At 49.8% G+C, this 15,953-nt stretch carries 14 protein-coding genes and 1 pseudogene; 8 read left to right on the forward strand and 7 right to left on the reverse strand.

Translation table 11 applies throughout. The features are described from left to right. Nucleotides 1-36 precede the first annotated feature (36 nt). The 4 genes from kdgD to VRZ32_RS03000 all read right to left on the reverse strand — a co-directional run bounded on the left by kdgD (nt 37) and on the right by VRZ32_RS03000 (nt 3,956). Complete coding sequence (gene kdgD / locus VRZ32_RS02985) at nt 37-942, reverse strand: 5-dehydro-4-deoxyglucarate dehydratase (RefSeq protein ID WP_414524032.1); 906 nt, start codon at nt 940-942, stop codon at nt 37-39. Nucleotides 943-1,016: 74 nt separating this feature from the next. Further along, a complete protein-coding gene (locus VRZ32_RS02990) occupies nt 1,017-1,757 on the reverse strand; it encodes a FadR/GntR family transcriptional regulator (protein WP_414524034.1) in 741 nt (246 codons plus the stop codon). A gap of 254 nt (nt 1,758-2,011) precedes the next feature. Further along, on the reverse strand, nt 2,012-2,680 hold the full coding sequence (aat, locus tag VRZ32_RS02995) for a leucyl/phenylalanyl-tRNA--protein transferase (RefSeq protein ID WP_414524036.1): 669 nt from the start codon (nt 2,678-2,680) through the stop codon (nt 2,012-2,014). A 211-nt stretch (nt 2,681-2,891) separates the two neighbouring features. After that, nucleotides 2,892-3,956 (reverse strand): DMT family transporter, encoded by a 1,065-nt coding sequence (locus VRZ32_RS03000; RefSeq protein WP_414524038.1) that lies wholly within the window; start codon nt 3,954-3,956, stop codon nt 2,892-2,894. A gap of 491 nt (nt 3,957-4,447) precedes the next feature. Between VRZ32_RS03000 and VRZ32_RS03005 the strand changes: the two are divergent. The 7 genes and pseudogenes from VRZ32_RS03005 to msrB form a co-directional block, all read left to right on the forward strand. Continuing rightward, a pseudogene (locus VRZ32_RS03005) lies at nt 4,448-5,269 on the forward strand (UDP-2,3-diacylglucosamine diphosphatase); the annotation flags it as partial. 155 nt (nt 5,270-5,424) lie between these two features. After that, nucleotides 5,425-6,465 carry a glycosyltransferase family 4 protein gene (locus tag VRZ32_RS03010; protein WP_414524040.1) on the forward strand — a complete coding sequence of 347 codons (1,041 nt, stop codon included), beginning with the start codon at nt 5,425-5,427 and terminating at the stop codon, nt 6,463-6,465. A gap of 163 nt (nt 6,466-6,628) precedes the next feature. Next, a complete protein-coding gene (locus VRZ32_RS03015) occupies nt 6,629-7,789 on the forward strand; it encodes an MlaE family ABC transporter permease (RefSeq protein WP_414524042.1) in 1,161 nt (386 codons plus the stop codon). A 7-nt stretch (nt 7,790-7,796) separates the two neighbouring features. After that, complete coding sequence (locus VRZ32_RS03020) at nt 7,797-8,627, forward strand: ABC transporter ATP-binding protein (RefSeq protein WP_414524045.1); 831 nt, start codon at nt 7,797-7,799, stop codon at nt 8,625-8,627. Nucleotides 8,628-8,662: 35 nt separating this feature from the next. Next, complete coding sequence (locus VRZ32_RS03025) at nt 8,663-9,778, forward strand: MlaD family protein (protein WP_414524048.1); 1,116 nt, start codon at nt 8,663-8,665, stop codon at nt 9,776-9,778. Nucleotides 9,779-9,845: 67 nt separating this feature from the next. After that, nucleotides 9,846-10,457 carry an ABC-type transport auxiliary lipoprotein family protein gene (locus tag VRZ32_RS03030; protein WP_414524050.1) on the forward strand — a complete coding sequence of 204 codons (612 nt, stop codon included), beginning with the start codon at nt 9,846-9,848 and terminating at the stop codon, nt 10,455-10,457. A 97-nt stretch (nt 10,458-10,554) separates the two neighbouring features. Further along, nucleotides 10,555-10,941 (forward strand): peptide-methionine (R)-S-oxide reductase MsrB, encoded by a 387-nt coding sequence (gene msrB / locus VRZ32_RS03035; RefSeq protein WP_414524052.1) that lies wholly within the window; start codon nt 10,555-10,557, stop codon nt 10,939-10,941. Between the two features lie 30 nt (nt 10,942-10,971). On the opposite strand, the gene VRZ32_RS03040 is transcribed toward msrB, so the two are convergent. Beyond that, entirely contained in the window at nt 10,972-11,568 is a 597-nt protein-coding gene (locus VRZ32_RS03040) for a biotin transporter BioY (RefSeq protein ID WP_414524054.1), read from the reverse strand. Nucleotides 11,569-12,011: 443 nt separating this feature from the next. Continuing rightward, entirely contained in the window at nt 12,012-13,619 is a 1,608-nt protein-coding gene (locus VRZ32_RS03045; protein WP_414524056.1) for a hypothetical protein, read from the reverse strand. Between the two features lie 480 nt (nt 13,620-14,099). On the opposite strand from VRZ32_RS03045, the gene VRZ32_RS03050 reads away from it, so the two are divergent. Further along, the gene (locus VRZ32_RS03050; RefSeq protein ID WP_414524058.1) at nt 14,100-14,423 is read left to right on the forward strand and encodes a YnfA family protein; all 324 of its coding nucleotides are present in this window, start codon (nt 14,100-14,102) and stop codon (nt 14,421-14,423) included. A 40-nt stretch (nt 14,424-14,463) separates the two neighbouring features. Here the strand turns inward: VRZ32_RS03050 and argE are convergent, their stop codons facing one another. Then, nucleotides 14,464-15,627: an acetylornithine deacetylase gene (argE, locus tag VRZ32_RS03055; RefSeq protein WP_414524060.1), complete on the reverse strand. Its 1,164-nt coding sequence runs from the start codon at nt 15,625-15,627 to the stop codon at nt 14,464-14,466. Nucleotides 15,628-15,953: the final 326 nt, after the last annotated feature.

The raw sequence follows: 15,953 nt of genomic DNA on the forward strand, positions 1-15,953 counted from the left end.
GTAAACCGACGCAGTGCAGAGATGAACGAAACGACCTTAGCGTTTGTAAGGCGCGATTAGCGCAGCCATCATCTCCACCTCTTCAACCGACAGATCGGTCAACGGCGGACGAACGGGACCAGCATTAAACCCTTGCAGCCGTACACCAGCTTTAACCGCTGATACAGCATAGCCCTTGGAGCGATTGCGGATAGCCATGAAGGGATAGAAGAAATCCAGCAGGATCTTCTCACATTTTCCACGTTCGCCAGCCCGCAGAGCGTTGTAGAACTCGATTGCAAGCCCTGGCACAAAGTTGAAGACGGCCGATGAATAGGTGGTAAAGCCAGCCCCCAAATATGCCTCTGCGAATAGCTCCGCCGTTGGCATACCGCCAAGATAAGTCAGGCGATCGCCCATTTTTGCAGTGATCTGACGAACCAGCCCGATATCACCCGTACCATCTTTAAAACCCACAAGATTAGGGCACTCGTCACACAGTCTCGCAAGCGTATCCGCCTGCAGAACGGAGTTGTCACGATTATAAACCATCACACCCAGCCCAGTTGCCTGGCATATGGCCTTGATATGGCGATACAACCCCTCTTGTGGCGCATCAATCAGGTAATGGGGCAGAAGCAACAATCCATCAGCGCCAACTTTTTCGGCTGCCTTTGCGATGGAGATCGCAATTTCTGTGCCATAACCACAACCGGCAACGATAGGCGTGTCACCCGCTGAAGCCTTAGCGACCCTAACGATCTCCGGGATCTCATCTGGAGTAAGTGAGAACAACTCACCAGTACCGCCTGCTGCGAACAATGTCGCAGCTCCAAAACCCGAGAGCCAGGCGACGTGATCTCCATAGCTGTCCGCATTAAACTTCCCCTCCCCATCGAAGTGGGTCACAGGGAAAGAAAGGAGACCTGCCCCTAGGGCATGCTTGAGGTTTTCAGGATTCATTGAGACACAACCTTTGCTCGTGCGAGTTGATGCAGCAAGTTATGCCATTATAAAATAATATGTCAATCAACTTATTATAATAAGAATCCGGAATCGTTACTCAAATAAGCCCTGTACCTCTTCTGGCTCCCCGCCAGATGTGCGCGCATAGCTTCCCTGGCAGCAATTTGATCTCGATTGGATATGGCATTGACGATAAGTCCATGCTCCTCCTGCAGCCGCTCGAAGGTGGCCGGTGGGGTGGTCTGCTCGCTGTCCAGAGCTGCCCGGGGTATCATCTGCCCCCCTAAAAGCTTAAGAATATCAACAAACTGCCGATTATTGCTAGCCTCTGCAATCGCCAAATGGAGAGCTAGATCTGCCTCTACCGTTGAGCGCCCTGCCCGCATACAGGCAGCAACCTCATGATAGCGACGTATGATTTCCTCTTCCTGCAAAGGCGAGCAGCGAGCTGCCGCAAGGTATGCAGCCTCAACTTCAATTGCTGTGCGCAATTCCAGGCCTTCGACCACAGATGAAATGCGTTTAGGATCTATTCCACGTAATGCATGCCCGGTGGCCCCTGAAGGGTCCAGCACAAATACACCAGCACCTTGCCGCGGCTCAACCAGCCCCTCCTCGCGCAGCTTGGAGAGCGCTTCACGAATAACGGTCCTGCTGACATTAAAGGTGCTAATCAGTTGCGCCTCGCTTGGCAGCTTTTGGCCAGGCGGATTTTTCCCCGCCAGAATTCCTTCTCTGAGAGAATCCGCCACTTGTCGTGTCAATGTTCCATCGCGATGACGAGAGATGGCACCGTTAGAGCCTTTTTCCATACTGAAAAACCATTTTATATGTACAAATGAGCACCAACGAAACGCATTCCAAAGTCACTAGAAGCACCGTTAGCTGGAAAGATAACACAACATATCATGATATGAATCAAAATGAGAATAATAAGATGAATAAACCAACAACTATTGAAACACTCACTTTGATGAGGAATGCATAAAATTAGAATGCCGCGATATTCACACTATGTCGCAATCTCACAGACGTATCCGCAAAAGAGATCAACCTGCAAAGCAATTTATGCTGCTTGCAGTATTTTTAAAGCCTCGGCGCCATTCATATGCTGCTCGCGGGGGATCCCCCACCACTCCGCCTGCAATGTAATAGCCTTATTTAAAAGCTGCATGTAATTGCGACGTGCTATCTCTATCGCACCGAAGCGGGCGAGGTGTGGCGTAACAAATTGGGTATCAAGCAAGTTAAACTTGCCCATTCGTAGCCGCGACACCAAATGCACCAAAGCAACTTTAGAGGCATCCCTCTCACGATGAAACATGCTTTCGCCGAAGAACGCACTGCCTAATTCAAGCCCATAAAGCCCACCAACGAGGACACCCTCTCGCCACGCCTCTATAGTATGGCACACTCCCTGCTCAAACAGCTCGCCATAAAGTGCGCGGATACGCTGATTGATCCACGTTTCTTCCCGGCCCCTATTTGGCGCAGCACAACCATCGATGACAGCCTCAAAATCAGTATCGACACGGATTTCAAAGTGATCTGCAGCCACAGTACGCGCCAAACGGGATGACACATGAAAAGTATCAAGAGGGATAATCCCCCGCTCACGCGGCTCGATCCAAAATAAACCGGGATCGTCAGCGCTCTCCGCCATGGGAAATAACCCAGCCGCGTAGGCACGGAGAAGAATGTCTGTGGTAATGAGCGTATCTGGCACCGGAATCATGCTCTTGAAGTATTTTCGCACCGCATTACAATTCGGGACGAAAAGCACATAAAAACAATGGCATATACAGGAATGTAAATGTAACATCTACATTCCTGTATAATGAAAAAGCATTGTTATTGCTTGCGCACAAGCACTCAACTAATTTTTTCTAACACAATGAGTTTCGTAGCACCAAACTACCGCAAACCGCGCCAATCATACAGGCACATTAAGCAGCGCGTGGTGGTGTCGATTTAACTGACACTGTTGCCACTTGTGGCTGTAAAGCATCCACCGGTACATGCGCCATTGTAACATCGGCAACAGCGGGATGAGGCAGAGCAGCATCTGTTTGTGCACGACGGCGGTTAATGCCTTCAGCACGCTCCCGCCAGACGACAAACACACCAGCACCAATCACCACAGCAGCTCCGGCAAACACAGCTGGCAGAGGCCAATCGCCAAAAATGAACCAGCCGAGCATGCATGCCCACAGCATCGTGGTATAATCGAATGGTGCAAGCAGCGAAGCATCACCATATCTAAAACTCATCGTCATCAGGATCTGCCCAATACCACCGACGATGCCGATCATCACCAACACAATGGCTTCTTCAATGGTAGGCACAACCCAGCCGAACGCAATGGTCAACAATCCCAAAGCAGATGTCATGACTGCCAGATAGAATATGATTGCGCCCGTGGTTTCAGTGCTTACCAGACGACGAACCTGCACGAGAGCGCCTGCCGTCAGGAATGCACCGGAGAGAGCGATCATCACACCGATTGATGCCGCCCCTCCGGCAAGCATTTCGCTAACAGACAGATGAGGCGCAAGCATAATCAGTACACCGGAAAAACCGATAGCCGTACCAATCCAACGGTATGACTGCACCCTCTCCTTAAGCAAAATAGCAGCCAGCACAACGAGAATGAGTGGTGCTGTATAGCCCAATGCGACAGCGTCCGTCAGCGGCAGATAGGCAAGCGCCAGAAAATTCAGAAACATACTGCAGCTGGACATCACGCCACGCCGGAAATGGCCAATGACATTGCGCGTACGGATCATCGCCATCATATCTCCCTGCCAGGCCAGCCAGATAATCAGCGGCAGGAGCATGAAGAATGAGCGGAAGAACACGATCTCTCCGACCGGCACACGATCGCTGACATATTTGATGCCAGCACTCATGATGGTGAACATGAGTGCGGATAAGATCTTGAGGACAATGGCAAGTGGGGGATTCACAGCGAAACACCGAAGAGCAACCGCAACAGGACGAATTCCTGTCATCAATGCATGCTAACTTTATATGCTGCTTAGTCCTTTTTTTGAACGGACATTCCTACATTGCAGTCATGCGTTTGCGGCGAAGCTAGCGACATGATCGAGCAATTGGCACTGCGAAAATACCATGAATTCTTATCGAAATGGCAGCGATAAAATGGCACTGAAATAAATATTTATCATGTATATACAATAGCTTATTACCAAAAAACTGAAATGATCGCATCATATCAACCTATCACTATGGCCACTTACCAAGCGCTAATTAGCCCTCAATCAAGCAACATTTGATTAAGGATGATGACAATAGATTCCAAACGAATAAAATTCCCACATCATAACATTTAAATATCGTTCAAAAAATTTATGCTCACCGAAAATTGATGCAATTGAAAGAATTTACTCCTTATCCGCAGCCTAAAAACAACTCGTCATCAAACTGTAATAGGAATAAGGTTCCGATAGATCAACAGAATGACTAGCTATAGGCAGATCAGGTGTTGAAAGAACCAACAGCGACACATGTCAGAACATTGTTCTTATCTGATGTCCATCTGGGCACGAAGGGCTGTCAGGCGGATTTGTTAATTAGTTTTCTGCGTCATTATGATGCCGATACAATCTATCTGGTTGGCGACATCGTAGATGGTTGGCGGCTTAAGGTTGGCTGGTATTGGCCGCAAAGTCATAATGATGTGGTGCAGAAACTACTTCGCAAGGCCCGTAAAGGCGCTAAAATTATTTATGTTCCCGGTAATCATGATGAATTCCTGCGGGATTACGTAGGCAGCAATTTCGGCGGTATAGAGGTTGTTGAACACGCTATTCATATGGGCGCTGATGGTAATCGTTACCTCGTCATCCACGGTGACCAGTTTGACATGGTTGTACGACACGCACGATGGATCGCATTTCTCGGTGATTGGGCTTACGGCACCGCTCTTGCCATCAATACACACGTAAATTTCATTCGCAGACGGCTGGGGCTAACCTATTGGTCGCTCTCTGCATGGGCAAAGCTCAAGGTAAAAAACGCAGTGAACTTTATCGGACGCTTTGAAGAGATGCTTTCTTCGGAATCTCAACGATATGACGTTCAAGGTGTCATCTGCGGTCACATCCACCACGCGGCAATGCATGATAAATTTGGTGTTCGCTACATCAATACGGGTGATTGGGTTGAATCATGCTCGGCAGTAGCAGAGCACTTCGATGGCACCTTTGAGATTCTACGCTGGACAGATCAGCACATTGCAACTCACGACATCAAGGAGGATTCTTCTTCGCCATTAACCACATCAAATGCTCATACTCCGCCTGCTGAAACAGCATCGCTGGACACTTCCCTGGATCCACTGGCAGGCGAACATTTCGCTAATACGCTTGCCATCGCATTGGGCGCGTCACCTTCCTTATCTGATGATACAGACAATCGCCCAGCGCCTGATGGCTCAAATGCGAAACGAGCAGCTTGATGCGAATATTGATAGCAACGGATGCGTGGCACCCTCAGGTCAACGGTGTTGTACGCTCGCTGGAGCATCTCGCACAGGAGGCACCCAAGCTTGGGGCATCCATTGATTTCATTACCCCTGATGCTTTCCGCACAATCGCCATGCCCACCTATCAAGAAATTCGGCTGGCACTTGCGATGCCGTGGACAGTAAGGCGAATGATCGATCGTATGAAGCCAGACTTCATCCACATTGCAACTGAAGGCCCAATCGGACTTTCAACCCGCCATATCTGCCTGGCAGATGGGCACTCATTCACAACGAGTTATCATACCCGCTTCCCTGAATATATTGCGGCACGCACACTTATTCCGGAGCGGTGGTCTTATGCTGCTATCCGGCGATTTCATAATGCCGGTGCGGCCACAATGGTCAGCTCACCAACCCTGGAACAAGACCTGGCTGAGCGTGGCTTTCGTAATCTCGTACGCTGGTCACGGGGGGTGGATGCTGAGCTTTTCCGGCCTCGTATGCGGCGTCTTCACGCATTCCCGGGCCCTGTTTTTCTATACGTTGGAAGAGTGTCCATTGAAAAAAATATCGAGGCATTTCTGAGCCTCGATCTGCCCGGCACAAAAGTGGTTGTTGGTGACGGTCCGGCACGGACGGCGCTTGGCGCGCAATATCCTGACGTGCATTTCCTTGGCGTGAAAACGGGTGAAGATCTGGCTGCCATTTATGCTTCAGCAGATGTTTTTGTCTTTCCCAGTCTGACTGATACCTTCGGCATCGTGCTTCTTGAGGCTCTTGCCAGCGGTCTGCCGATCGCAGCATTTCCTGTCATGGGCCCTATTGATGTCGTCGGTCATAGTGGCACCGGCGCGCTCAATGCCGATTTACGTCAAGCCGCCCTTGCCGCACTTTCGATCTCTAAAGATGCTTGCCGAGCGCACGCCCTCACCTTCAGTTGGCACGCAAGCGCAAGCCAGTTCATCGAGAATATTAATCGTGTGCAGATGTCTTCTGATACAACGCGCCCCCTCGTTATTCGACCCAATTGATGCTACCTACCAGAACATCCCCTGCAAAGAAGCGTTGAAGTGCCGTCAAGCTCTCGACAACGCAAGGCATTGCTTGCTATTCAAGGGGAAACAGCGTCCTTGAACATTCGAGTTCCAGCGCTCCCTCTTTTTGCAATCAGCGTGACGGTTTGAAGAACGCCTCATGACAACGGACCCGAACGTTGCGATCCCGCAAGTTGCGCTTGAGGAAGCGGATAGCGGTACCGTCGCCATTATCACTGGTGATTGGGTTGCAGCACAAGCAGACATCGTTGAACAGCAAGCCGCCATGCTTGAAAAAGCCTTGAGTAAGGCTGCAGGCGCCAAACAGGTCCATTCTATTGATATTGGACAAATCGGGCGCCTCGACACAGTCGGCGCATGGGTGCTCGATCGCGCGCGCCTTGATGTCAGCGATGAAGCGGCAGAAGTGCCATTCGTCAATGCGCGTCCTGAACATCAATTGTTGCTGGAAAAGGTTTCGTATCACAACCTTGATGTGCCACCAGCTCCCCATACGTCACAGGTGGTTGATTTACTCGCGAACATTGGCGAAAGCGTTGTTGATTTTGGCAAGGAGATGGTGCGCGGGATCAGCTTTTTCGGCGAAATCGTTGCTGGCCTTGCCCGTCTAATCATCCATCCAAGGCGATTTCGCTTTCCTGCCTTTGTCAATCAGATGGAGCAAACGGGACTGCGCAGCGTACCGATTATCACGCTGATATCATTTCTGGTCGGCTGTATCGTGGCACAGCAAGGCATCTTCCAGATGCAGCGCTTTGGGGCTGCCATATTTGTTGTCGACCTTACCGGCATTCTGGTGCTGCGAGAACTGGGTGTTCTGCTCACTTCGATCATGATTGCTGGCCGTTCAGGCAGCGCATTCACGGCCGAACTTGGCTCCATGAAAATGCGTGAAGAAATCGATGCTGTACGCGTCATGGGACTGGACCCCGTTGAAGTGCTCATCGTACCGCGTATTTTAGCCCTGCTTGTGGCCCTGCCAATGTTGAGCTTCCTCGCATCGATGGCAGCAATTTTCGGCGGCGGCCTCGTAGCGTGGATTTACGGTGACATCACGCCGGATATCTTCATGGCGCGTCTGAAAGCGGCGATTACGATTTCCACCTTCATGGTAGGCCTTATCAAAGCACCTTTCATGGCCTTGGTGATTGGCGTAATCGCTTCAGGAGAAGGCATGGCGGTGGGCGGATCAGCCGAATCGCTGGGTAAGCAGGTCACTTCATCGGTAGTGAAGTCGATCTTTATGGTTATTGTCATGGATGGAATGTTCGCAGTGTTCTTCGCAGCGATCAATTTCTGAGGCGGATATGCAACAGCCGGTCGAAAACGAGCGTTCATCCCCACCTCAAAAACCACGTGAGGTGATCATCAGCGTGCGGGGTCTTGAGGTCGGTTTTGGCCCCAAGACCATCATGAAGGGCCTCAACCTTGATATCTACAAGGGTGAAATCCTTGGCTTCGTTGGTGGCTCGGGCACGGGTAAATCTGTGCTCACGCGCACTATCCTGGGGCTGATCAAAAAACGGGCTGGCACCATCGAGGTGTTCGGGCGTGATCTCGATAAAATATCGGAGACCGAACATCGGCTGCTTGAGCGACGCTGGGGTGTTCTTTTTCAACACGGTGCTCTGTTTTCTGCACTGACAGTCAAGCAGAATGTGCAAATGCCCATGCGGGAGTATCTGCACATGTCAGACCGCTTGCTTGATGAAATCGCTATGATGAAGATCGAGATGGCGGGCCTTAACCCTGATGCGGCGGATAAATATCCCTCTGACTTATCGGGGGGCATGATCAAGCGTGCCGCACTCGCGCGGGCATTGGCTCTTGATCCGGAAATTGTGTTCCTCGATGAACCAACTTCGGGTCTTGATCCTATCGGTGCTGCTGAATTCGATGACCTGATAGCCACCTTGCAGAAGACTTTGGGCCTGACGGTTTTCATGGTAACGCATGATATGGACAGTCTTTATTCAGTCTGCGATCGCATCGCGGCCTTGGGAGAAGGCAAAATTCTTGCTGAAGGCCCTATTGGTACGATGCTGGCGTCAGATCACCCCTGGATCAAGGCCTATTTCCACGGTAAACGCGCACGGGCGGCAAGCGGCGAAGCAGTGCGTGCAGGTGAGAGCGAATGAGCATACAGCGAGAAAAGGTTGGCAGGTAGACGACGATGGAAACACGCGCCAATTATGCCTTGATCGGTCTATTTACGCTCGCCGTCATATTTGCCGGTTTTGTGTTTGTATACTGGTTCTCGGGCGCAAACACTGCCAATACACGTGAGTCATACCGCATTGTTTTTTCTGGGTCGGTAGCAGGGCTTTCGCGTGGGTCTCTGGTGACATTCAACGGCTTGCGTGTAGGTGAGATCACAAACGTTGAACTGCTACCTGACGATCCCCGTTATGTCGTTGCCATTGCCTCGATTGACCGCTCAACGCCGATCAAGAAGGACACGCGCGCCCAGCTTGAATTCCAGGTCGTCACCGGCATCGCTTCGGTTCAGCTCTCTGGCGGCGCACCGGATGCCCCCCAGCTCGAAGCAGCGCCGGGGCAGCCCCTGCCTACACTTTATGGTGAGCGCTCTGATTTTCAGGATCTGTTAGACACCATCCAGACACTCGCGAGCCGCGCGACAAAGATGATTGATCAAATACAACAGGTCGTTGAAAAATCGCAGGAGCCGATTACCAACACGGTGCGCAATATCGAGCTGTTCTCTAAAGCGCTTGGTGATAATGCTGATAAAGTGGGTTCAGTATTGGCCAATTCCGGGGAGCTTGCATCAAAGCTGAGCGTACTCGCAACCAATCTTGACTCGCTCGTAACGGCAGTTGAGCCTCAGCGCGTGGATAAAATCGTCGGCAATATCGAGCGCTTCAGTACCGCCATGGGCGATTCAAGCAATGATATTGAAGTAACCATTGCGAATGCTGCTGATATCTCAAAGAAGCTAAATGCCGCCGCCGACAACATTACCGGCGTATTGAAGGGGGCTGAGAACTTCCTGTCATCGACAGACGGGAATAGCGCCTTCGAACAAGTTGCAGAGGCCGCACGCTCAATCCGCACGCTCGCTGACAATCTGGATAAGCGCACGGCGCAAATCACAGCCGGCATTAACAGCTTCGCTGGCCCCGGTCTGCGTGAATATCAGGCACTGGCTGTGCAGGGCCAGCAGGCTTTAGCGCAACTTACACGCCTCATTCAGGATATTCAGCGCAATCCGCAGCAATTCCTGTTCGGCAATCGGCCTCCATTGCCGCAATACCAAGGGCAGCGCTGATATGCTTCACTCATTGTTCGCCACAATAATGCCCAACAAGACACTTGTATTGACCGGAGAAACCTCTTTGCAAAACGGGCGTGCCACACAAGCGACGACGTCACAGTGGATAGGTGGAGCGAATTTCGCAGCGCTTACGCTTGCACTCAGCTTGATTGCTGGCTGCACCTCCGCACCTGTGACGACGTTCGATCTTGCTTCAACCTCAATGAGCGCCCCTCGCATGGAGCGTAACGGCGAAGCGCTTACGGTGTTTGAACCGGGTGCTCTTCAGACATTTGATGGCAATACAATTGTCGTACGAGGCCGCGCCGGTGAACTCACCATGCTGACCGATGCGCAATGGGGAGATCGCCTGCCCCGCCTCGTTCAAACGCAAATCATACGCGCATTTGAGGATGCTGGCCGACTGGGACGGGTTGGGCGTCCCAATGACGGGCTTATCACATCGCGCCAACTTTATACCGAATTGCGCCAGTTCAATATCGACAGCACGACAGGCGAAGCCGTAGTGGAAATATCGGCGCGCGTTGTCGAAACCTTGTCCGGTAAGGTTGTTCGCGCTCGTATATTCACAGGGCGGGTGCCAGTGCCTACCGCATTGTCAGGCCCAACGGCTGCCATTGCTCTTGATGCAGCGCTGGCACAAGTGCTCGTTGAAATCGTAGAGTGGGCTTAACCTCGCCATTTATCTCCCTATATGAATAAGATCGTAAAGAGCGGTTTGCCTCGTGCAATCGTTGGGGCGAACCTGGGTTATTTGCGCGGAGGTTACGATGTCGCAGTCACTTCAGGGCTTTTGTGGTGTTCTATCGCCTGAGCAATACGCCATTCTGCGCGAGCATGGCACCGAACGGCCCTATACAAGCCCATTGAATGATGAAAAGCGGACTGGCACTTTTGCCTGCGCAGATTGCGGGCAAGTGCTGTTTGAATCAAACGCGAAATACGAAAGCGGGTCCGGCTGGCCAAGTTTCTGGCAGCCAGTACCGGGCGCGGTCGCTATAACGGAAGATCTGTCTCATGGCATGGTGCGGACGGAAGTCCATTGTAGTAACTGCAACGGCCATCTGGGGCACGTATTTCCCGATGGGCCCAAGCCCACAGGCTTACGCTATTGCATCAATGGACTGGCGCTTACTTTCACACCAGAAATTGGCTAATCGCTAATTGATGCCCCCGCACACAAACCGTCACGCGGGCATTTTAGGTGGTATAAGCCAAACAATAACTGCAAGCGTTGCTGCTGTCAGGCCAGCTTTCAACATACTTCCTGTCAGGAAGGGCAATACACCAACCAGCAATGCTTTCTCAAAACCAATTAAGGTTGAGAGCCATAGCGCACCAATTGTAAGGCAAACGACTTCTGCAATCATTGCAGCGGCAAAGGCAAGCCATGGGTGTTGGCCATTCCATCCACGCTCTGCAAGATAGCCCATTAACGCAGCAGCAACAGGAAATGCCAATAGATAGCCACCTGTAGGCCCCGCTATATATGCCAATCCGAATGCGCCATTGGCAAACACAGGCAGCCCGATTGCGCCCAGAAGCAGCCACACCACAATTGTCGAAGCACCAAGACGCCAACCATAAAGCGCACTGATAAGCGTGATGGCAAAGGTCTGCATGGTTACAGGCACAGGAAATGTTGGCACTACAATATATGAAGAGACCGCCAAAAGCGCAGAACCAAAGACAACCGCAGCAATTCTAAATACAAGGCTACGCTCGTGCAGGCGCAAAGGGCTGAATGAGGCAGCACCAGCGCGCAATGAAACAGCTTCAGACATAGAACATCCCATCATCTAACGAAACACAATGTGAGATGATTTTCACATAACATTTGTTCCGTTGGAAGTGTAATACTTCCATTGGGCGTCTTATAGCAGATTTTCACAGCAAGACCAGCATTATTACTGGCGGTCACTATCTTTATAAATATAAGAAAATTTCACCCTGATGTGCCAAATAGATCAATATACATACAAAGCTGTATTATTAAATAATATTCTGGATAATTATTTTACTGAGATACCCGCTACGACCTCTGACGGATTTTAAGCTTAAGGCCTGGTTGCAGTATAATGGAAATCGTAAGAACAAAACAGAGGATAATTCCGCTTACGTGGGCTTTCACGATGGATAGAACAATATTACTCCATTTAACAAAACGGCACCGGTATATAACCGGTGCCGTAAAGAGTAATAATTCGTGGGAGACATCCACTATTTATTAAACGCCCGCTCTATCCTTACTGGGAGACATGAGGCTTTGATCCTGGAGCTTGATTTCAGGATTTTCATTTGTAGCCGCAGTATCCAATATATACTTCCCGGTAAATTTAAAAGTTGATGTGATATCATTGATATCAGAATTTCTTAGAAAACTCGCAGCCATAGCATTATAGTTAATAGCTTTACCTTTAATATCGGTAACTTTCAGCGCTTCCTTAGGTAGGCTATTTACAATGTCTTGCTTTGTAATACTCTGTCTCTTAACTGGGGTTCCTGGGGGCAGACCTTGTTTAGCATTAACGGAAGAAGCTGCGCCATGAATAGCAGTCGTAAAATACGAGCGCACTTTTTCAGCGACTGTTGTTTGAGGCGCTACTGGCTGTACCTCAACCTGTTCAGCTAGCGGATCATTACCGTTCGGTTCAATTGAAGATACGCTTGACTGATCAGAGGCCCCGTCGACATTTTGACTGTCAATATCGATATCATCTTCATCAAAATCAGGTTGCCCAAATTGGTGGCTCCCTACCATGCCCGCTAATGCATTCATGAAACCTACGACACCGTCTTCAAATAATTTATTATCTAGACCATACCGCAACAATTCTTCCGCAGCATTAGAATTAGCTACCTTTAAAACATCATCTTCTGTTATATCGCTTATTAAGATATTCTGCTCTTCAGAAAGCTCTAATCTTGCTCTTACTTGAGAAGCTAATAATGTAAGAGCGCGACCTTCAAAATTACCCCAAGTGTCATTTACATTATAACGAGGAGTTAAAAGAATTGGTGGTGACTGGAGAAGTTCTTTATTATTTTTTTTCTTCTTAGGAGTCAAGAAACCATTGCTATCGCCATCCCCTGCACTGTCTAAAGTATCTGACTTGTGAGATGGCAGCTGCGCAGAGCTAAATTGGATAGAGTCTTTCTGCGTTGTTGAAAGCTGCGGCGTTGCATAACGAACAGCGCCTTGGACAGGCTTTAATACAAAACCCTCTTCGTTGGAATCGCTATTCAAATTAGCCTCTGAATCCGAAGGCTGGACCAAATTTTCTACTTGGACCTGAGGCTGATCCGAGCTAACCTCTGGAGCCTGAAGCTGGCCCGCAGCCTCTGATACACCATTCACTATCTGGTGTACAGTGCGCAGGTCGAGAGCGCCACGCGAAGTGGGGTTTACAAGCTGCTTAAGGCTTTCCCTTACAGCATTGTACTTCTCATCATCTGTGAGCTTGGCTTCTACATACTTGATAAACTCAGCCTTGATGAGTTTATTCGAAGCACCATCCTTGATCCAGGATACGAGCCTGCTGAAGAACAAAGTTACGCTGTTCCAGCTTGACTTAATGCCAAGATCTAAACTCTTCGCGCTTTCTAAAGCGGCATCCGCGCCATCTTCACTCTGCTCACCTTCTGGACCAGCATTCACATCCGCATTTTTCTGGGCAGCATTAAGAATTACCAGGGCGAAACGATTGCTCTCATATTTGCCAGCCAACGTCTCAAAAATGTTGATGTCAGGTGTATCAGAATTGGATGAAGTATTAGTTGAATAATTTGGTGCAGTATTTTGAATTGATGAATAATCCATACCAGGAAGCGACATTATCTTATCTCCAAAGATGTCAAAACCTCTTCCAAGCCTCAGCCTGAAAGAGAATAAAATTGTTTAGCGCATAAGACATTGTAATTTTGGCAATTCAACACTCACAATATTTCAGCGAGCAATGGATGATATAATTTTATATCTTCCGTTGTACACAAAGCACCAAAATCACAGTTCTCAAAAAAGGATCGCTTAACCACAAAACTTAAAAAGCAACTACCTTGCGAGTCGCTCTCGTTTTTGGTGACATCGATTCTCCACAGATTTACTCCGCATATATCCATATGCTCTCTTTTGCAACATTATTATAACCTAAACCATAAGCCTCCAACTCATTGGTTAACGTCCTCCGTGGATTTTATTGACGATGTCTGATAACTCATACTCATATGGCATTATAAAATTGTTTGAAAGAAAGCTATCTCGCTAAACACCTTTAGGCAGTATTTGCCTCTCAATTACACTTAACAGTGGAATATTATGTTCAAAACCGCTCTGATTTATCCCGCCGCTGCCCTTGCAGAAATTGCTGGTTGTTTCTCGTTCTGGGCATGGCTGCGACTGGGCAAATCAATTTGGTGGCTACTGCCCGGTGTGTTTGCGCTGGTTATTTTTGCATGGCTTCTAGCGCTTACCGATAGTGAAGCAGCAGGGCGTGCTTATGCAGCCTATGGCGGCATTTATATTGCTGCTTCTCTTGGCTGGTTGTGGGCTGCAGAAGGCATGCGCCCAGACCGATGGGATATTACTGGCGCAATCGTGTGCATTACAGGCGCAGTCATTATCCTTGTGGGGCCACGATAATATGCATTTCTGATAATGGCGCCATTCACTGCATTCAAGCTCAATATGAAAGCTCAGCAATCAGACGACGCAAAAGCCCCTCTCCGCCAGCCAGTTCATCCAGTGATATATATTCATCCGCCTTATGCGCGCGATCGATAGAACCCGGACCGCACACAACCGTGGGAATACCAGCATTATGGAAATGCCCAGCCTCTGTGCCATATGGCACCGTGATTGTCTGATTGCGCCCGGCAAGCTTAAGTGCCAACGTTTGGGCGAAGGCCCCCACTGAAGGCGCAAGCGCCGGCACTAGCCCGTCCATTTCAGTATCGACACGATAGCCCGGAAATGTTTGCTGGAAGCGCGGTAAAATGGTCGTATCAATGAACTGAGCAAGGCGTGCCGGGACCTCGTTAATATCCAGATCCGGCAAGGCGCGCACCTCCCATTGCAGCAATGCATCACTGGCCAGGATATTGCGCGCAGTGCCGCCGCTCATCTGCCCAATATGAATTGTGCTGCATGGGGGATCAAAGCGCCCGGATGAATCGCCGCGCGATGCATATTCTAATGATAATCGATCAAGTTCCGCGCCGATAAGCATAGCCCCATGCACGGCGCTGGCACCAAGATCCGGCTTTGAAGAATGCGCCTGCGCACCAGTAATCCGGGTTGTAAACATGGCGATACTTTTATGCGCATCAGCCACTTCGAGATCAGTCGGCTCTCCAACAATCACCGCAATTGGCTGCGGCAGATCGCGCCCAAATCTCGCAATTCCATCCACCACACCAAGGCAAGTAACCTCCTCATCATATGAGAGGAAAATATGAACAGGAGTAGCCAGCCGAGCTGCGAGAAAATCTGGTACAAGTGCGAGCACAAGCGCGCAAAACCCTTTCATATCAACGGCACCACGCCCATAAGCACGGTCATTCTCAACATGAAGGGAAAATGGATCGCTCGCCCAGATTTGCCCGTCAACGGGCACAACATCTGTGTGGCCAGACAGCACAACCCCACCGCGATCCTGCGGCCCGATGGTCGCAAACAGCGCAGCCTTGTCCCCTGCAGCGTTTGGAATACGCTGCGACACAACTCCCCATCCCTGCAGATATGCCTCAACAAAACTGATAAGCTCAAGATTTGAGCAAGAACTAATTGTGTTGAAAGCGACAAGCCGGGCCAGCATCTCAAGTGGGGTCAGGCGTTGGCCAGTCATGGGTGCTCCCGTAAATGAAGTTCTGCAGCATATTTAGGGCGACCAGCATACTGCTTGATCCAGAGATCGCCAAAAAGTCTGTGTTTGTTCTTAAAGCATTTTAGCGATTAGAGTTTGATTTTCCCGCTTCATGCAGCAAGAGCTGCTTAAAATGCAAATGTATCCCCCAATACTCCCTCTTCATACGCTCGCCCCACTTTCATAAAAGCGCACGACATGATAGGGCGCAGGGAGAGTAGAATCTACCAGCTGAAACGATTAGTCACTCTTTCAAGTGAGAATGGGGAAGAGAGTAGCAATGTGCAAATGGACTATGTGAAAATGAG

Source organism: Pseudochelatococcus sp. G4_1912, from assembly GCF_047501465.1.
GTDB lineage: Bacteria > Pseudomonadota > Alphaproteobacteria > Rhizobiales > Beijerinckiaceae > Pseudochelatococcus.

Excerpts from the sequence above, each read along its gene's own strand:
- kdgD (WP_414524032.1), bottom strand. The coding sequence starts at position 942 with ATGAATCCTGAAAACCTCAAGCATGCCCTAGGGGCAGGTCTCCTTTCT.
- VRZ32_RS02990 (WP_414524034.1), bottom strand. The coding sequence starts at position 1,757 with ATGGAAAAAGGCTCTAACGGTGCCATCTCTCGTCATCGCGATGGAACA.
- aat (WP_414524036.1), bottom strand. The coding sequence starts at position 2,680 with ATGATTCCGGTGCCAGATACGCTCATTACCACAGACATTCTTCTCCGT.
- VRZ32_RS03000 (WP_414524038.1), bottom strand. The coding sequence starts at position 3,956 with ATGACAGGAATTCGTCCTGTTGCGGTTGCTCTTCGGTGTTTCGCTGTG.
- VRZ32_RS03010 (WP_414524040.1), top strand. The coding sequence starts at position 5,425 with ATGCGAATATTGATAGCAACGGATGCGTGGCACCCTCAGGTCAACGGT.
- VRZ32_RS03015 (WP_414524042.1), top strand. The coding sequence starts at position 6,629 with ATGACAACGGACCCGAACGTTGCGATCCCGCAAGTTGCGCTTGAGGAA.
- VRZ32_RS03020 (WP_414524045.1), top strand. The coding sequence starts at position 7,797 with ATGCAACAGCCGGTCGAAAACGAGCGTTCATCCCCACCTCAAAAACCA.
- VRZ32_RS03025 (WP_414524048.1), top strand. The coding sequence starts at position 8,663 with ATGGAAACACGCGCCAATTATGCCTTGATCGGTCTATTTACGCTCGCC.
- msrB (WP_414524052.1), top strand. The coding sequence starts at position 10,555 with ATGTCGCAGTCACTTCAGGGCTTTTGTGGTGTTCTATCGCCTGAGCAA.
- VRZ32_RS03040 (WP_414524054.1), bottom strand. The coding sequence starts at position 11,568 with ATGTCTGAAGCTGTTTCATTGCGCGCTGGTGCTGCCTCATTCAGCCCT.
- VRZ32_RS03045 (WP_414524056.1), bottom strand. The coding sequence starts at position 13,619 with ATGTCGCTTCCTGGTATGGATTATTCATCAATTCAAAATACTGCACCA.
- VRZ32_RS03050 (WP_414524058.1), top strand. The coding sequence starts at position 14,100 with ATGTTCAAAACCGCTCTGATTTATCCCGCCGCTGCCCTTGCAGAAATT.
- argE (WP_414524060.1), bottom strand. The coding sequence starts at position 15,627 with ATGACTGGCCAACGCCTGACCCCACTTGAGATGCTGGCCCGGCTTGTC.